Origin of the sequence: Agriterribacter sp. (genome assembly GCF_035497235.1) — a bacterium.
GTDB lineage: Bacteria > Bacteroidota > Bacteroidia > Chitinophagales > Chitinophagaceae > Agriterribacter.
The window spans coordinates 302,886-319,669 of record NZ_DATJEB010000013.1 but is presented as its reverse complement, the minus strand read 5'-3'; the positions used below and the strand labels follow the sequence as shown (position 1 = coordinate 319,669).

Annotated in this window: 16 protein-coding genes and 1 pseudogene; 9 read left to right on the top strand and 8 right to left on the bottom strand. The window is 42.7% G+C overall.

Going from position 1 to position 16,784, the window contains the following annotated elements:
• Window positions 1-121 precede the first annotated feature (121 nt).
• Entirely contained in the window at window positions 122-358 is a 237-nt protein-coding gene (locus VL121_RS04290) for a hypothetical protein (protein WP_325402513.1), read from the bottom strand.
• 568 nt (window positions 359-926) lie between these two features.
• On the opposite strand from VL121_RS04290, the gene atpD reads away from it, so the two are divergent.
• From atpD to VL121_RS21645, 6 genes and pseudogenes are all read left to right on the top strand, one after another.
• Window positions 927-2,426, top strand: a complete 1,500-nt coding sequence (atpD, locus tag VL121_RS04285) for a F0F1 ATP synthase subunit beta (protein ID WP_325402511.1) — start codon at window positions 927-929, stop codon at window positions 2,424-2,426.
• Between the two features lie 17 nt (window positions 2,427-2,443).
• Window positions 2,444-2,698, top strand: a complete 255-nt coding sequence (atpC, locus tag VL121_RS04280) for an ATP synthase F1 subunit epsilon (protein ID WP_325402509.1) — start codon at window positions 2,444-2,446, stop codon at window positions 2,696-2,698.
• An 89-nt stretch (window positions 2,699-2,787) separates the two neighbouring features.
• Entirely contained in the window at window positions 2,788-3,294 is a 507-nt protein-coding gene (locus VL121_RS04275; RefSeq protein WP_325402507.1) for an OsmC family protein, read from the top strand.
• Window positions 3,295-3,378: 84 nt separating this feature from the next.
• Window positions 3,379-3,627, top strand: coding sequence for a DUF3098 domain-containing protein (locus VL121_RS04270; RefSeq protein WP_325402505.1), 249 nt, complete (start codon window positions 3,379-3,381; stop codon window positions 3,625-3,627).
• Window positions 3,628-3,763: 136 nt separating this feature from the next.
• Window positions 3,764-4,585 (top strand): undecaprenyl-diphosphate phosphatase, encoded by an 822-nt coding sequence (locus VL121_RS04265; RefSeq protein WP_325402503.1) that lies wholly within the window; start codon window positions 3,764-3,766, stop codon window positions 4,583-4,585.
• A gap of 26 nt (window positions 4,586-4,611) precedes the next feature.
• Window positions 4,612-5,939: pseudogene (locus tag VL121_RS21645) on the top strand (MFS transporter).
• A gap of 5 nt (window positions 5,940-5,944) precedes the next feature.
• Here VL121_RS21645 and VL121_RS04250 read toward each other — a convergent pair.
• The 7 genes from VL121_RS04250 to nhaA all read right to left on the bottom strand — a co-directional run bounded on the left by VL121_RS04250 (window position 5,945) and on the right by nhaA (window position 12,940).
• Window positions 5,945-7,084 (bottom strand): NAD(P)/FAD-dependent oxidoreductase, encoded by a 1,140-nt coding sequence (locus VL121_RS04250; protein WP_325402497.1) that lies wholly within the window; start codon window positions 7,082-7,084, stop codon window positions 5,945-5,947.
• Window positions 7,081-7,776, bottom strand: coding sequence for a methyltransferase domain-containing protein (locus VL121_RS04245; protein ID WP_325402495.1), 696 nt, complete (start codon window positions 7,774-7,776; stop codon window positions 7,081-7,083). The genes VL121_RS04250 and VL121_RS04245 overlap by 4 nt, the downstream gene beginning before the upstream one ends.
• Before the next feature lie 62 nt (window positions 7,777-7,838).
• Window positions 7,839-8,927 carry a type III polyketide synthase gene (locus VL121_RS04240; protein WP_325402493.1) on the bottom strand — a complete coding sequence of 363 codons (1,089 nt, stop codon included), beginning with the start codon at window positions 8,925-8,927 and terminating at the stop codon, window positions 7,839-7,841.
• A complete protein-coding gene (locus tag VL121_RS04235) occupies window positions 8,920-9,804 on the bottom strand; it encodes a UbiA family prenyltransferase (protein ID WP_325402491.1) in 885 nt (294 codons plus the stop codon). The genes VL121_RS04240 and VL121_RS04235 overlap by 8 nt, the downstream gene beginning before the upstream one ends.
• Window positions 9,805-9,927: 123 nt before the next feature.
• Window positions 9,928-10,446: a DinB family protein gene (locus VL121_RS04230; RefSeq protein WP_325402489.1), complete on the bottom strand. Its 519-nt coding sequence runs from the start codon at window positions 10,444-10,446 to the stop codon at window positions 9,928-9,930.
• Window positions 10,447-10,591: 145 nt separating this feature from the next.
• Window positions 10,592-11,548 (bottom strand): hypothetical protein, encoded by a 957-nt coding sequence (locus VL121_RS04225; RefSeq protein WP_325402487.1) that lies wholly within the window; start codon window positions 11,546-11,548, stop codon window positions 10,592-10,594.
• 222 nt (window positions 11,549-11,770) lie between these two features.
• Window positions 11,771-12,940: a Na+/H+ antiporter NhaA gene (gene nhaA, locus VL121_RS04220; protein ID WP_325402485.1), complete on the bottom strand. Its 1,170-nt coding sequence runs from the start codon at window positions 12,938-12,940 to the stop codon at window positions 11,771-11,773.
• Between the two features lie 205 nt (window positions 12,941-13,145).
• Here nhaA and VL121_RS04215 point away from each other — a divergent pair, with 205 nt between their 5' ends.
• The 3 genes from VL121_RS04215 to VL121_RS04205 all read left to right on the top strand — a co-directional run bounded on the left by VL121_RS04215 (window position 13,146) and on the right by VL121_RS04205 (window position 16,641).
• The gene (locus tag VL121_RS04215) at window positions 13,146-14,831 is read left to right on the top strand and encodes a hypothetical protein (RefSeq protein ID WP_325402483.1); all 1,686 of its coding nucleotides are present in this window, start codon (window positions 13,146-13,148) and stop codon (window positions 14,829-14,831) included.
• 74 nt (window positions 14,832-14,905) lie between these two features.
• Window positions 14,906-15,466: an RNA polymerase sigma-70 factor gene (locus VL121_RS04210; protein WP_325402481.1), complete on the top strand. Its 561-nt coding sequence runs from the start codon at window positions 14,906-14,908 to the stop codon at window positions 15,464-15,466.
• Between the two features lie 74 nt (window positions 15,467-15,540).
• Window positions 15,541-16,641, top strand: a complete 1,101-nt coding sequence (locus VL121_RS04205; protein ID WP_325402479.1) for a FecR family protein — start codon at window positions 15,541-15,543, stop codon at window positions 16,639-16,641.
• Window positions 16,642-16,784 lie beyond the last annotated feature (143 nt).

Genomic DNA, 16,784 nt, shown 5'->3' with positions numbered 1-16,784 from the left:
GCCGCTGCTGAAGAAACGTTTCAAACCGGTTTAACCATCTTAAGCCTGCACCCTGAGTATATTGGTAGATTCAATAAAATTAATAAGCTGGATTAACGAACTAAAAGCCTCTCCCGTATAGTTAATCTGCATTATAATTATCGCTGATTATTTTATGTGCGGTTTTCATAGAAACGATCCCACTTTTGCGGCTGTCTTCGATTACTTGCCTTAATGGTTCAGGGGTGAGGGGTTTTCCCGGGAGATGATAATTATGCTCACTTTTATCCGCCAATGATAAATTCAGATTGTTTTCTTTGGCAAACGATAGCAACCTGTTTAAGGTTTCACGATTTGTTTCATCTGATTGCAACAGCATAACTAAAGTTACAAAAAAATGCTAATAATCAGGAGCTGTCTAAAATAATTTAGCATTCGCATCATCTAACTTATTGTTCCAAAAATCGAAGTAAAGCCGCCGGTTAACGAATAAACTTTAACCTCCTCCCGTTATGTATCATCTTTGTATTGTCAAAAGCAATGCTAACCCTTTGAAAACCCTATCATCCACCATCCGCTGAAAGATCACCACCCTTTAGAAAAACCAAATCCTTAGAAAGCAACATCCAGTTCCGTTAAAACCTAATGAGTCCGATATCCTAAAGAAGCTCCAACCGTTCTCCTCATCCTTTGAAAACCCGGACCTGTAAAATGCCGTGAAATCAATATCTTTTTAAAGCCTGGCCATTTCTTTTGTACTAACCTCTCACAAAATTTCAAAATGACTAAGCCGCGTTATATAGCGTGGCTTTTCTTTTTTAAATGTATTTATCCACACCCTTCTTTCCCCATTTTTTAAAATACTCTCCTTTCTAATTGGACAATAATAGCCGGCACCTTACCTTTGCCGCACATTTGACCTAACATACCTTAAAATAATTTAATATATGCCTATCAGGGGTAAAATCAAACAGATCATTGGCGCCGTAATAGACGTGCAATTTAACGGTCAACTGCCCGAAATTTATCATGCCCTGGAATTGAAACGCGAAAATGGTGAAACGCTGGTTCTGGAAGTACAGCAGCACCTTGGTGAAGACAGTGTGCGTACCATTGCCATGGATGGTACCGATGGACTTGTTCGCGGAATGGAAGTAGTGGATACCGGGAAAGCCATTGCTATGCCTGTTGGAGATGATATTAAGGGCCGCCTGTTTAATGTAACCGGCGATGCTATTGACGGGCTTCCGCAGGTAGATAAAACCAACGGCCGTTCTATACATGCCAAACCGCCTGCATTTGAAAACCTGAGTGTAGCTACTGAAGTGTTGTTTACCGGTATTAAGGTAATTGACCTCATTGAGCCTTATGCCAAGGGAGGTAAAATTGGTTTATTTGGTGGCGCCGGTGTGGGTAAAACCGTATTGATCCAGGAACTTATTAATAATATTGCTAAAGGATACGGTGGTATTTCCGTATTTGCAGGTGTGGGTGAACGTACGCGTGAAGGAAATGACCTGTTGCGCGAAATGATCGAAGCCGGCATCATGAATTATGGTGAGGATTTTAAACACAGCATGGAAAATGGCGGATGGGATTTGAGTAAAGTGGATATGGAAGCGCTGAAAGAATCGAAGGCCACTTTCGTATTCGGACAGATGAATGAACCTCCCGGAGCGCGTGCACGTGTGGCTTTAAGCGGATTAACCGTAGCGGAATACTACCGCGATGGCGATGGTAAAGGCCAGGGGAGAGATATTCTTTTCTTTGTAGACAATATCTTCCGCTTTACACAGGCCGGCTCTGAGGTATCTGCACTATTAGGCCGTATGCCTTCTGCCGCCGGTTACCAGCCCACGCTGGCTACCGAAATGGGTATCATGCAGGAACGCATCACTTCTACCAAAAATGGTTCTATCACTTCCGTACAGGCGGTGTATGTGCCTGCGGATGACCTTACCGATCCGGCGCCTGCTACTACCTTCGCGCACCTTGACGCTACTACGGTATTAAGCCGTAAAATAGCCGACCTTGGTATTTACCCCGCGGTAGATCCGTTGGATTCCAGTTCAAGGATTTTATCTGCTAAAATCGTAGGCAACGCACACTATGATTGTGCCAACAGGGTAAAGCTTATTTTACAGCGCTATAAGGAGTTGCAGGATATCATTAATATCCTGGGTATGGATGAACTGAGCGAAGAAGATAAAATGACGGTTTTCCGTGCACGTAAAGTACAGCGTTTCCTGTCGCAGCCATTTCATGTGGCAGAACAGTTTACGGGATTAAAAGGCGTATTTGTAAGCATTGAAGATACAATCCGCGGTTTTAATATGATTATGGATGGTGAGGTAGATGAATATCCCGAAGCGGCCTTTAACCTGGTAGGTACCATAGAAGACGCAATGGAAAAAGGTAAAAAATTAATAGCCGCCGCTAAAGGGTAAGATCAAAATACAAATCAATGGAATTAGAAATATTAACGCCTGAACGCAAATTATTCAGCGGAGAAGTGTATGGTATACAACTGCCCGGCATTAACGGGTCGTTTGAAATATTAAATAAGCACGCTCCGTTAATTAGCGCATTAGGAACCGGTAAAATAAAAGTGCTGAAAGATAAGACGGGCAATTCCGTGCTGTATAATATCAATGGCGGGTTTGCCGAAGTGCTGAATAACAAAGTGGCCGTGCTGGTGGAAGGCGCTGTGGAAATTTGATTGTAGTAAACCTGTTATATTTAACCCGGTAAACACATTTTATTTACCGGGTTCTTTGTTTTATGACCCTCCTGTAGTATCTTAAGGGTATGCCAGAAACACATGAATACTATACCCAACTGGTTTGGACAGGCAATGCCGGTGCTGGCACGGAAAATTATACTTCCTATGCACGCAGCCATGTCATTTCTGTACAAAATAAACCCGCTATACCTGGCTCATCTGATCCGCATTTCCGCGGCGATGGTACCCGGTATAACCCCGAAGAGCTGTTAGTGGCATCCTTATCTTCCTGCCACATGCTGTGGTTTTTACATCTTTGTTCTGCACAGGGTATAATAGTAACCGCTTATGAAGACGAAGCCCGTGGCGTTATGCAGGAAGATGCCGATGGCGGCGGCCGGTTTACAGAAGTGGTGCTGCATCCAAAAGTTTGGGTAAAAGCCGGAAACGGTAACCCCGAAAAAGTAAATGCCCTGCACGCGGCGGCGCATAAAAAATGCTTTATTGCCAATTCCTGTAATTTCCCGGTAAAGCATGAGCCGGTTTGTTATGAAGTAGCGATCAGCAGTCAGCGATCGGCTAAAGTATACTAACGGTGAGCTAACGTCTTCTTTCAAATTTCCCACACTTTCTAAATTTCTCACATTTCCCTTACCTTGCAGGCTTAATTCTGGTATATGTCTGATAAAAAAGCAAACGGCTTAATATTCAATAAGCAAAATTATATGTGGATGGCCATTGGCGCTGTGGTAATCATAGTATCGTTATTGCTGATGGCGGGAGGAAAAAGCCCGGATCCAAAAGTGTTTGATTATAAGGAAGTATACAGTACACGCAGGATTACAGTAGCTCCTATATTGCTGGTGCTTGGATTGGTTATTGAAATGTACGCTATTATGCGCAAGCCCCAGCCTGCCGGAAAGTAAATGTTGAGGCAATAAATCTAATGATATAATGCGATGGTTCTCCCATCGCATTTTTTTAAAAATGAATATTGATAGCGTACTTATTTTAAAACCAATACGTTATTGAGATTGCAACTTCCCCTATTATTTTAGTATCATGAGCATTATACAAGCCATTATTATTGCAATCATTGAAGGTATTACCGAGTTTCTTCCTGTTTCTTCTACCGGGCATATGATCATTGCCAGCTCACTCATGGGCATTTCGGGTAATGATTTTACCAAAATATTTGAAATAGCTATCCAGTTGGGCGCTATTCTTTCCGTGGTAGTACTGTACTGGAAAAAGTTCTTCGATTTCGCCAAATGGCAGTTTTACGTAAAACTGTTCATTGCGGTTATACCGGCGCTGGTGCTGGGCAAGTTCTTTTCTGATAAAATAGACGAGCTACTTGAAAGCCCCACTACTGTTGCCATTGCTTTATTGCTTGGCGGTATTGTCTTATTGTATGTAGACAGGCTGTTTAAAACTCCCGTAATCAACGAGGAAAAGGACATTACTTATGGCAAAGCTTTTATTATTGGCATATGGCAATGTGTGGCAATGATACCTGGCGTAAGCCGCAGTGCTTCCAGCATTATCGGCGGAATGCAGCAAAGGCTTACCCGTACTTTAGCGGCTGAATTTTCCTTTTACCTGGCTGTTCCTACTATGCTTGCCGCAACGGTGTATAAACTTTTTCTTAAAGATTACCCCGCCACTCATGGTGAGATAAAGGGGTATGAAATTGTGTTTGGAAATGCTGCCAACACAACAGCGTTTATTGTTGGTAATGCAGTTGCGTTTATAGTGGCCATATTGGCCATTAAATTTTTCATCGGCTATTTACAAAAGCATGGATTTAAATTGTTCGGCATTTACCGTATTATTGTAGGTGTAATACTGCTGGTAATGATTTATGCAGGTTACCTGAAATAACAGATCCGAAAATTCATTCCATTTTCATGCAAACTGCCGATAAAAAGGTAATTAACGGCTGGGCGATGTACGACTGGGCCAACAGTGTATACAGCCTCGTAATTACTACTACCATTTTCCCGGCCTACTACGTAGGCATTACCAGCATGGGAAACAGTAATGGCAAACATTATGTAAATTTTTTTGGAAAACAGTTTATCAATACCTCTTTACTGGATTATGCGCTGGCGCTGGTGTTTTTAATTGTAGCTGTATCTTCTCCCGTATTGTCTTCCATAGCCGATTACCGGCGTAATAAAAAAGTATACCTGCGCTGGTTTTGCTTTTTGGGCTCGGCAGCCTGCTGCGGATTGTTCTTTTTTACGCCGCAGCGTATTGAACTGGGCGTTATCCTGTTTTCTTTAGCCGCGCTGGGCTACTGGGGAAGCCTTGTATTTTATAATTCCTATTTACCTGATATTGCTGCACCGGAAGACCAGGACCGGATTAGTGCAAAAGGCTATGCATTGGGTTATGCCGGAAGCGTGCTGCTGCAGGTCATTTGTTTTGCTATTATTGTAAAGCCCGCGTGGTTTGGGTTAGATGGGGCCGACAGCACCATTGGGGTACGTATAGCTTTCCTGTTAACAGGTTTATGGTGGTTTGGTTTTGCACAGCTTGCCCTTAAGGTTTTGCCACTTCCCAGTCTTAAAGAGCGGCAGGCAAAAAAAATGTATTTACCAATGGCTTTCATGAACTTTCCATTGTGTTCAAACAGTTAAAACAGTTGCCTGTACTGCGCCGGTTCTTATTATCGTTTTTCTTATACAGCATGGGAGTACAAACTGTAATGCTGGTAGCGGCAGGGTTCAGCAAAAAAGAAATTTTTCCGGAACCGGAAGATGAACCGAAACTGTTATTTACGCTCATTCTTATTCAACTGGTGGCTATTATCGGTGCTATTGTTATGAGCAGGGTTTCAAAGCGCATAGGTAACCTGAAAGTGCTTATTGTTGCTGTAATAATATGGATCGCTATCTGCATCTGGGCTTATTTTATACAAACGCAAATGCAGTTTTACGCCTTAGCGGCTTCTGTAGGGCTGGTTATGGGAGGCATACAATCTATGAGCCGCAGTACCTATTCCAAATTTTTACCCGAAACAAAGGATACCACTTCTTTTTTTAGTTTTTATGATGTTACCGAAAAGATAGCGCTGGTTATCGGGTTGTTTTCGTTTGGCATGCTGGAAGATAGAACAGGGAGCATACGCAATTCCATTATCGCTTTAATTGTATTTTTTGTGCTGGGCCTGCTGGCGTTATTGTATACCAAAGGAGCGGTGAACAGGAAGGGGCTGAGTACCGTACAATAAATCTGTTAAAAAGGCTCTCCATGTGTTTGTTTTATCAGCCGGTCCGCAACGGAGGGGAAAGGCTGCATTAGCCGTATGAAATAATTGGTAAGCCATTCCCTGCCAAACAGCCCCTGTATCCGGCGGCCGGTTTTTAGCCTTTTTTGAAATGTAGTATTCCAGTTAATCTGATATGCCGATTCCATTTCATAGCGGCTTATCTTTCCCTGTAAAAAAGGATGAATCTGCTGAAATGCGATCTTGCTTCCGTGCATCGCCATGCTCATGCCGTTGCCGCAAAGCGGGGCTATCATTCCTGCGGCATCGCCTGTCATAAGCATATGATGCTCCAGTTGTGTTTTTTTATCAAAGCTGATCTGTGCAATCGTCAGGGGCGATGGATATAAAAAAGTGGCTGCTCCGAATAGCTTATCTAAATAGGGGTTACGGCGCAGTATGTTTTGTTCTAACTGTGCAATCACGTTATCGCATTGCTGCAGGTTTTGCGCGGTAGTAAGATAGCAAAGACAATACTTTTCATCTTCTACCTGCGATATGCCGCAATACCCGTTCTTAAAATTGTGAAGGGCTATATGATCCCGGGGGAAGTCTGTTTTAATATGGTATTTAACGGCAATATAGTTATTGAATTTGCCTGGTTTTTTTTGAATAAAACTTCTTTTCAGTTTAACGTCTAAGTTGCTTCGTTTGCCGAATGTGCCACATACCTGTTTGGCCCTGCACATAGCCGTTCCGTATTGCACATGAAAAATAGCATTGCTGAACCATACATTATCCACTTTTGTTTCTTCCTTTATTTCAACTCCCGCGTTTCGGGCCAGTTCGGCCAGGAAAGCGTCTAATTTATAACGGCTGATGCCGAATCCGCCAAGCGGCAGGCGGCGTTTAATGGTTTGTCCGGATGGCGAGGATACCAGCAGGTTATTAATATGAGGCAGGTTCCAGTCGCTTAACGGCACGCCTATTTCTTCAAGAAAGTTCCAGCATTCAAAACTGATGTATTCGCCGCATACTTTGTGAAAAGGATATTTTTCTTTTTCAAACAAAATCACACGGTGCCCTTCTTTTGCCAGTTGAATAGAAAGGCAGAGCCCCGCCAGTCCACCGCCAACAATGGCTGCATCGTATGTATGGGTTGTTGTCATAAATTTGCCGTTATCAGCCAGCGAAAAGCCCATTTCCACTCAATGGAGTAGTTGTGTATGCCTGCCCGCTGCATGATGATTTCCCATTCCTTTTTTTTAAACCCGCGCTGAACCGAAAGCGGGGCGTCATTTTTTACAAGATAGCTGTTTGACAACAATTTGGTGAGTACTTTAATGGAATAATAAGCCAGGGTATTGCGGTGCAGGTCATTAATAAAAAATCCCATGCTGCTGTTGTCCTGCATCCACCGCATCATTAATACCAGGGCGTCATTGCTGAAATGATGACAAAAAAGAGAAGCAAAAATGATGTCGGGCTTTTGATGGATAAAGGATACCTCGCTGTAGCCCGAATGTATCCAGGTATATTTTGTGCCCGCTATTTTTTCTTTTGCATAATTAATACATTCTTTTTTATTGTCAATACCTGTTAAGCAAACGGCAATATTATTTTTGGTACACCACTGCTCAATCGCCAGCAAATTATCGCCGCCGCCACAACCTGCTTCACAAATGCTGAGGGCTTCGTGCTGTTTTTTTGATGCAGACAGTATTGCTTTAATACCCGCGATGGTAATGGCATGGCCGCCCAGCCAGGTATTGATAAAGTTCAGTTCCTTCATATTCTGTTTGATATCTTCAAACGGAATATCATCAGCGTCTAATAATTCTGTTTGGGTTGAGCGTGGCATAAAAAGTATGGATCAATTTATTGCAAAGCTGTTATGCGTTTATTTACCTGTTCGTGCCGGCGTTATACCATCTCTCCCACAAATGTTTCCATAGTGAGCCCCGGGCCAAAGGCTGCGCCTAATATTTTTTGTTTCTTTACGGAATACTTTTGCATCATCTGCTGCAATACAAATAAAATAGTGGGGGATGACATATTTCCGAATTGTTCCAGTATATGATAGCTGTTGTTTAATGCGGCATCATGCAGGTGCAGGCTTTTTGTAACGGTTTCCAGTATACGCTTTCCGCCGGGATGTATACACCAGCCGGTAATATCTTCTTTACGTATTTCCGCAGACTGCAGCGCCCTCATGATCAGCGGTTCAAAATCTTCTGATATAAGTTCGGGAATGTATCCGCTCAACGTCATTAAAAATCCCGAAGAAGATAATTCCCATGCCATATCTTTTTTTCCCCTGGGTATAATTTCCGAGTAAAAATGTTGTAGCTCCAGTCCGGGCAGGGGGTATTGATCATGTGTGATCAGTGCCGCAGCGCAGCCGTCTGCAAACAACATACTGGAAGTAATATTGTCTGTTGTAGCTTCTTTTTGAAAATGCAGGGTGCATAGCTCCGTACATACAATCACTACCCGGGCGGCAGTATCATTTTTACAGATGGCATCCGCTATCTTCAGCGCGTGAATAGCGGCATAGCATCCCATGAAATTTACGGAACTGCGGTAAAGGCTATTCGGCAGGTCCATCAGGTCTATGATCTGCAGGTCGAGCCCGGGAGCGCTCATACCGGTGCAGCTTACGGTAATCAAATGGGTAATCTCTTTTGCCGGTAATATACGGTCTGTGCAATTTCTTATAGCGTCTACCGATAGCGGGGCGGCATGCGCATGATAGAGGGTCATACGCTGCTCCAGCGAAGGAAACGGTTCCAGGTTTTCACTGCGCGGGTAAAACTTCCAATCGCTTGCAGGGCGGCTATAATCGCCGATTACCGAATACCTGTTTTGAATACCGCTCTGATGATACAGAAATTTCATTTTGCGTTGTTCCGCAGCATTGTTCGCGTATACCTGCTGCATAAAATGCAGAATATCTTCCTGCCGGTGTTTATAATGCGGTAAGGCTGTTCCTATGTTAATGATTTTACTCAAGGTGATTAATGATAAAAATAATGATAAAAGCCATGTTGGTGCAGATAGCGGCAATTATGTTCATACGCATGGTATTCGGGTAATCTGCCTGCACATCATGCTGCCACACTTTTCGTGCCCATAATAAAAAGTACAGTACAACCGGCAACATACAGAGGCTGAACAGGTAAAACGCGTTGTTTTGCAATGTATAAAAAAAATAAAACCCCAGAACGAGAAAGGCGATTGTATAAATAATTCCACAGTAAATAAAGGTTCCGCGGTAACCGAGGCGGTAACTGATGGTTTTAACGCCATCTCTCAGGTCTGCGTTGTGCTGGTATATTTGGGTTAGCGGGTAAAACCCTCCAATGAGCAAACTGGCCGCCAGCATGGGTAAAACCGGAACCTGAAGGGTTTTATCCGCACTGCATCCATAGTAAACCAATGCAAATGTAAATGCACCCTGGAACAGGATAACGGTTATATATCCTCCAAAAGCGTATTTTTTTAACCGGATGCCCCTGTAGCTGTATGCTTTGGAAACCAGTATATACAGCAATATGCCCAGGGCAAAGCGCAGGCTTACTAAACAACTCATAACTATTGCAATGCTGTCCATCAGGGCGGTTACGTATAATAGCTGACGCGAAGGTTGCAGTGGCTGTTTAATACCGCCAATACTTTCGGTATCTCTGTCCATATAGCTGTTGTACCCGTTACTGGCAGGGTACACGAGTCCATGCAATATTAAAAAAACAAGTACAGTGGAAAATATATATACTCCGGGTGCCTGGCTCAGTGCAAACCAGTATACCGGCATCAGGAAAAAAGAAAAGTGAAAACGGAGCAGTTGAATAGTAGAGGGTAATAGAAATCGTGTTTTCGTTACCGGCATAAATAAAGCTATAACATGATCGGTTGAATGCTTTGTAATAAAATAGCGCTTGTGTAAGGTAAGTCTTTTTGTGTATATACGTTTTTCCGGGAATGGGGGTTGCGTTACCTTACCCTTTTGGTTTTATGCCTGTTTGTTTTTTAATATCCTTACTGTTACCAGGAGTTGTCCCAGGTGGCGCTGGGTATGTTCTGCCGCATGCATTAATAAACCCAGTACGGTGGATGGTAGTTGAGCACGCCCTACGCCACGAAATGCGGTAAGTGTGGATTCATCCGTACCGCTCAATTGAGCCAGTGCCTTATCTACCTGGAGGTTAAATTGTTCCACCAGTTCAATGGTTTTACAGGATAGGGAAGGCGGCTGTTCTTCCTGCTTCAGGTACTGCAACTGGTCGGCGTTAAGTATTTGATCTTTCGCATAGGTAAGCAACCTGTCTATTACGCCTTTCATGTGCCGGAGGTGAAAGCCCGGCGAAGCAACCCCCGCCGGTTTTTCCCATAGCATGGTTTCCGGGAAGCCTTCCATTAATGCATTTATTTCTTCCCTTGCCTGTAAAAGCGCATGTGCTGCGGGTTGCAGCAGGGCCGGAATATGATCCACCGGCCCACGCAGCCAAACTTCGTATTTTTTTTCTGCCATGATTAATAGATATGATTGAAGATACTGGTAATCTGTGCAACAACAAAGAACAGCAGGTAACAAAAAATCCGCCAACCAGGCAACGCTTTACCGGCGGATATAAAATCCTGTTTCAGGCAATTATACCTGCACGCAGCCATTTATTTTAGAACTGTCTTCTGAATATTCCTGCTTTTTGTTTATCCGTGGCAGATTTGTCTGCCGTATTTAAAAATCTGCTGCGTAACACAGGTGCCGATTGTCTTGCACTTACCTGGTTGGCCGGTATAAGCACATATTGGGTAGTAACAGTAAAAGTATCTGTTGAAGTAATGTTTCCTTCTCCATCATAATGATATTCATAGTCTGTGTGCGATTCCTGTATTTTGAGTGAATTGCTGCTTAATTCAGTAATGGATACAAAGGCATCTTCATCTGCCGGTTCATCATACCACCAGAAAACAAATGTGTTAGACAGGGTAGGATGCCACTTCCAGTTAGCTATTTCTGCGGAATGAAGGGTATCGTCACTGGAAAACTGAACCAGGTATGTGCCGGCGGCGGAAAATAAAATGGTTATTTTATCTGGGGCACCCGGACCTTCTCCATAAACTTCTTCTCCCGATTCTGCCCGGGTTAGATACCAGTTCCTGCACAATAGCCGGGTATTATCTGTTAATGGAATAGTTTCTGCCTTGTTGGCGCTGATAACAATAACAGTGCCATTGGAAGATAATTTGAAATCCATTGCATTGCCGGCAATTTTTATTTCAGACAAATGGCCAAAGCCTGAAAGATCTATAACGGCGCTGTCTGAAACATTGTATTTTCCGGTTAGTACTTCGTTACCGCTCATTACCACAATATAGGTGCTGTCACTTAAAAACTCGATGGAAAGCACCTGGGAAGGTTCCTGTATTTTATGTGAAACGGGTGGGTTGTTTGAATTGTGTTTAAGCCTTGCCACCGCAGGGTGAATTTCCCATTTACCAACTACGGCTTCCTGCAGGGAAACGGATGCGGGCGGTGGCTGGGTGCTGTCTGTATCATCTTTTTTACAGGCAACAAATACTGAAATTCCAAAGAACAGAAGCAGGAGGCGGAAGTTTAATTTGATTTTCATTAGACACGGGTTTATTAAAAATATGCTTTGTTCCTTATGTATTGATTCATGCTAACAGCAAACAATACCCTAAAAATGCAAAGCAGTTATACCGTTTGTAGAACGGATGGCCATCTTCGTAATTGTGAATAGGTAAATGATTTTAGACCAACAGCAGTGTAACACGGATAAGTGCACATCGTACCTGCTGAAGGGTTATCCCAAATCAATAAAGCGGAAACATCATTGCCGTGATTTTTTCCCAGGGGAAAAATACAGCCATACATATCCTGTTACCATGGCTATTACAGAAGCGATCAATACGCCCGACTTGGCAGCGTCCTGTGTGTTTGCATCGTTAAAAGCCAGCATAGTTATAAAAATAGACATGGTAAAGCCAATGCCGGCCAGTATGCCAATGCCCGTAAGTTGTGTCCAGCTTACACCACGGGGCAATTCGCCCCATTTTAGTTTTACCAGTAACCAGCAGGCGGCTGCAATACCCAGCGGCTTCCCAATAAATAAACCGCCTATGATGCCATAGTTTAGTGAGCTGTTGAGCGCCGCTATAAATTCCGGTGGTATAATAATAGCGGTATTGGCCAATGCAAAAAGCGGAAGCATGATAAAGTAAACAGGTGTATGAAGCAGGTGCTCGAATTTTTCTAAGTATTGTAACGGGATGCTTAGGGCGAATAGTACGCCCGCTATGGTAGCATGGATGCCGGAGTTGAAAAAACAATACCACAGCAATATACCCAGCGCGAAATTCCACCAGCCGAATTTAATTTTCCACCGGGGAAGCAAAAATAATATAGCCGCAATACCAATGCCCGGTAACAGGTAGAGCCACTGAATAGCGCCACCATAAAATAAAGCAATTACAAGAATAGCGCCCAGGTCATCTATAATTGCGAGCGCCATTAAAAAGGTTTTTAAGGCAGCCGGCACTTTTTTACCCAGCATAGATGCAATGCCTAATGAAAACGCGATGTCTGTGGCCATGGGTATGCCCCAGCCATGCTGAAAATCGGTTTGCCTGTTGAATAATAAATAAATTGCTGCCGGCGCCAGCATGCCGCCTATGGCGGCAAACAGGGGAAGCAATGATTTTTTGAGAGAAGAAAGTTCGCCAACAAGTAATTCTCTTTTGATTTCCATTCCTACTAAAAAAAAGAAAACAACCATTAGCCCGTCGTTGGTCCAGTGCAGCATGGAATGGGGCAGGTGCAGGCCGGAAGGAGCGTACACAGCAGCATTCCAGAAAGCGATATAATTTTCACCGGTTGGCGTATTGGCTATAATAATGGACAGTACACTGCAGGCAAAAAGTATGACGCCCACAGAACGGCTGTCTCTTACCATACGCTGTAATGGATTAACTATAATTTTTCTCAGGAACGTTTTTGCCATAATGATTTGTATATTTATTCCTTTACTCCGCAGGGGTGGGCGGAGTGATAATTGCTTTATTTTTCAACTGCTCAAATATATTATCATCTGCCGAATCTGCGGGGCTAATATTTATTTTTCGGTATAATAGTAGTGTTAAGGAATTATTTTATACGGAGCATTGATCTGGATAACCAGAGATATTATTGTGCTGAATACGTAAAACATGAAGGGACTTCGCAATCATATAAAAAAAACTACGCCTACTCCAAAGGGTAAGGTAATCGCCACGGTTATTTTGCTTGTTATAGTTGCGGCTGCTGCCCTGGCTATCGTATACTGGAATGCGATAAAAGACCAACTGATCCACGACCAGGTAAAATTAAGGGTGAAGGAAAAAACAGACCGGTTGTATCGTATTCACTACAACAATATGGAGTTAGATGAAGTAAGTGGCAATTTATCCATATCCGATCTTTCCCTGCAATACGATAGTGTAAGGTATTTGAAAATGAAGGAAAAGAAGCTTGCGCCTCCTGTGCTTTTTAAGATTCAAATTCCCTACATATCAGTTACGGGTATACAAACGCCAAAGGCCTTGCTTACAAGTGAAATAACCGGTAGCAAAATACAGATCACCTACCCGGTTATTGAAATATTTTATACACAGGAAGGGAAGGATTCTGCCAGGGCTGTTCCGCCCGGTGAAATATACAAACAAATACTTGGCGGGCTGGAAAAGATCAGGATTGATACCATACTTATTGTGGGGGCCCGGATCACCATGCGTAATATGCGAACAGGGAAGCAGGAGCTTCATCTCATGGGTACACATATGGAGCTTTGGAATGTATCTGTTGACAGCGCTTCCGGCAGAGACAGTTCCCGCATACTTTTTTCAAAACAATTATCCGCTTCCTGTTCCACATTGCTTTGGTCATCTCCCGGTCAGTTGTATACGTATAAAGCTGAAAATATTGTTATGCATTCATCAGACCGGAAGGTTAATGCGGAACGTTTCCGGATTATACCCGCTTTGAGTGAAACAGCTTTTGCTGCAAAAAAAGCCATACAGGCAGACTGGTTTACGGCAGATGTTAAACAAATTACTTTTCACCAGATCAGTTTTCAGCAACTGCTGAAAAAAGAACTGGCAGTTGACAGTATGGTGGTGCAATCCGCCTCATTAAAAATATACAGGGATATGACCATGCCGCCGGATATCAGAAGTAAGATGGGCAGGTACCCGCAGCAGCAATTGGCCCGAATTCCTTTCCCGGTGGGCATAAAAAAAATAGTGCTGAAAAATACGGATGTGGAGTATAAGGAAAAAGGGCGGCTATTGCAGCAAATCGGAAAAATTACGTTTGGAAATATGAATGCTGTAATTACTAATGTTACCAACAATAAAGCGGTGCAGGATAAAGTGATAACAGCCGATATCCGGGCAAAGTTCCTAAACCGGTTTCCTGTTCAAACCCTGTGGACTTTTTATTTGTTTAATACTAATGGGCGATTTGATATCAAAGGTCATCTCGGCACATTGAATGCTGCGGCTTTGAATACAATAACTGAGCCACTGGCAGGTACACGCATAACAGGCGGCTATATCCGCGGCCTTAGCTTTAACTTTAAAGGTAATAATTATGGAATGGATGGTACGGTGAAGCTGTTATATGATGATTTACGCATAGCCCTTTTAAAAAAGGATAAGGAAACCAAAGTTCTGGAAGAAAAGAAACTAAGGAGCTGGGGTGCTAATATGTTTATAAAAAATGCCAACCCATCTAAAAATGAAGCGCCAAGAGTTGCCTATGTGCATTGTAACAGGGAAATCAATCGCTCCATTTTTCATTTATCGTGGAATACGCTTTTAGAGGGCGTAAAAGTAACGGCGCTTGCGGTTAAATAAAAAAAGTGTATAATTGTTAAGTATTAGTAAACTTACTCACGCGCTTCTTATAATCATTACAAGTAGTATAAACAATGCAGGGTGCTATTGCCGATATCAGTATTTTGTTTAACAGGATGGCTGCAACCGGTGATGAATCGGCTTTGTGGGACTTACATAAAGCCTACTTTCACCGGCTCTATCGTTTTGTATATGCACTTACAGGCGTAAAGGAACCGGCAGAAGAGATTGTGAATGACGTATTTTTAGCCCTCTGGCAAAAAAGACACTTATTGTACAATGTGGCTAAACCAGAACTGTATTTGTTTATTTGCGCCAGGAACAAGACATTAAAACAACTGAAAAAGCAAAAGCTATTCACGGAACCACTGAATACATTGCATGATTTTGATTGTGTCCTTCACAGAACGCCTCATGATATTATGATTACAACAGAATTACACCGGCGTATTAATGAAGCTATTGGCGCATTGCCTGCCCGGTGTAAACTTATATTTAGCCTGGTAAAAGAAAACAACCTGAAGTACCGGGAAGTGGCTGAATTGCTTGGACTTTCTGAAAAAACGATTGAGAACCAAATGGGTATTGCTTTAAAAAAACTGAGCCAGTCTATTCCGCTCTCTTTTTCTTCCTGAAAAAATATTTATTATTCTTTGGGGGTAAACGGCCGTTAGCGGCCTCCTTCTTTATATAACAGCACCTGAATAATATGTCCGATTCGAGGATATGGGAATTATTGGCCCGGAAATATAATAATGAAATTTCTGAAGAAGAGCTTTCGGAGCTTGCCCGGCTATTGCAGCAACCGGGCGAGGCGCTGCATTTAAATGAATTACTTGCCGACCTGCAGGCTTTACCACTTCAAAGTATAGCATCGGAAGCCGAAGAAGCCAAAAGCCTTGATGCGTTGCAACTTTTAGTAAAGGTTGATAATACTGCCGTCCTGTTTAAAAGCACTATGGAACTATCGAAACGGGCTAAGCGGAGAAAGGGATTATATGCTGCAGGAGCCACCGCTTTTCTTGTTATGATGGTATTTGCCCGGTTTGCTTTAAATACCGGCAAGCCTCCAACATCCTTAAGTGTTCCCCTTAATGAGGTGGTAACAAGCGGCGGGTCAAAAAGTACTATTCATCTTCCCGATGGTTCGTCTGTTATACTCAATACGGGAAGCAAACTTTCTTATAATAAGGATTTTGGCGTGGGTACGCGTGAGATATACTTAAGCGGGGAAGCTTTTTTTGATATAGCCAAAAATGAAAAAGTGCCTTTAACCGTACATGCGGGCGATGTGGATATAAGCGTAAAAGGAACCGTTTTTAACGTAAAAGCATACCAGGAAGATTCAATGGTGGAGGCTTCGCTTATAAGGGGCGCTATTGAAGTGTTTTCAAAAAGTGACAGGGAAAGGAGAATATTGCTGCGCCCTAATGAAAAAATTATTATCGGAAAAATTGCTCATGTAAGGTCGTCCGAAAAAAACATACCGCTTCCTCCGGAAAAGGAAGAGGTTTTTGTTTTGGGCAAAATCAAAACGAACCCTTCCGACAGCAGTATCAGTGAAATTGCCTGGATACAAAATAAGCTGGCATTTTATAAGGAACCTTTTTCGAGCTTAGCGCAGAAAATGGAAAGCTGGTACAATGTATCTATACAATTTAATGATGAGCGGCTTGAAAAATTCACTTTTACAGGCTCTTTTGAAAAGGAAGACATCATAGAGGCTTTAGATGCGTTAAGACAGATTACGCCTTTTGAATACAGGCTTGAAAACAGGAATGTAATCATTGGCAAAGCAGGCAGGCATTAATAAGCAAACTGTATTATGTTATGGTTAAATGCCTATGGTAAGCGCCGGAAAACTTTGTATTCATGAGCGGATGGGGCACCTTGCATTGTTTTTATAATGACTAAATAAAAATTAATGATTATTAAACAAATAAGTATGTAAAA

Coding starts and splice junctions, on each gene's coding strand:
- VL121_RS04290 (WP_325402513.1), bottom strand. CDS start 358: ATGCTGTTGCAATCAGATGAAACAAATCGTGAAACCTTAAACAGGTTG.
- atpD (WP_325402511.1), top strand. CDS start 927: ATGCCTATCAGGGGTAAAATCAAACAGATCATTGGCGCCGTAATAGAC.
- atpC (WP_325402509.1), top strand. CDS start 2,444: ATGGAATTAGAAATATTAACGCCTGAACGCAAATTATTCAGCGGAGAA.
- VL121_RS04275 (WP_325402507.1), top strand. CDS start 2,788: ATGCCAGAAACACATGAATACTATACCCAACTGGTTTGGACAGGCAAT.
- VL121_RS04270 (WP_325402505.1), top strand. CDS start 3,379: ATGTCTGATAAAAAAGCAAACGGCTTAATATTCAATAAGCAAAATTAT.
- VL121_RS04265 (WP_325402503.1), top strand. CDS start 3,764: ATGAGCATTATACAAGCCATTATTATTGCAATCATTGAAGGTATTACC.
- VL121_RS04250 (WP_325402497.1), bottom strand. CDS start 7,084: ATGACAACAACCCATACATACGATGCAGCCATTGTTGGCGGTGGACTG.
- VL121_RS04245 (WP_325402495.1), bottom strand. CDS start 7,776: ATGCCACGCTCAACCCAAACAGAATTATTAGACGCTGATGATATTCCG.
- VL121_RS04235 (WP_325402491.1), bottom strand. CDS start 9,804: ATGCCGGTAACGAAAACACGATTTCTATTACCCTCTACTATTCAACTG.
- VL121_RS04230 (WP_325402489.1), bottom strand. CDS start 10,446: ATGGCAGAAAAAAAATACGAAGTTTGGCTGCGTGGGCCGGTGGATCAT.
- VL121_RS04225 (WP_325402487.1), bottom strand. CDS start 11,548: ATGAAAATCAAATTAAACTTCCGCCTCCTGCTTCTGTTCTTTGGAATT.
- nhaA (WP_325402485.1), bottom strand. CDS start 12,940: ATGGCAAAAACGTTCCTGAGAAAAATTATAGTTAATCCATTACAGCGT.
- VL121_RS04215 (WP_325402483.1), top strand. CDS start 13,146: ATGAAGGGACTTCGCAATCATATAAAAAAAACTACGCCTACTCCAAAG.
- VL121_RS04210 (WP_325402481.1), top strand. CDS start 14,906: ATGCAGGGTGCTATTGCCGATATCAGTATTTTGTTTAACAGGATGGCT.
- VL121_RS04205 (WP_325402479.1), top strand. CDS start 15,541: ATGTCCGATTCGAGGATATGGGAATTATTGGCCCGGAAATATAATAAT.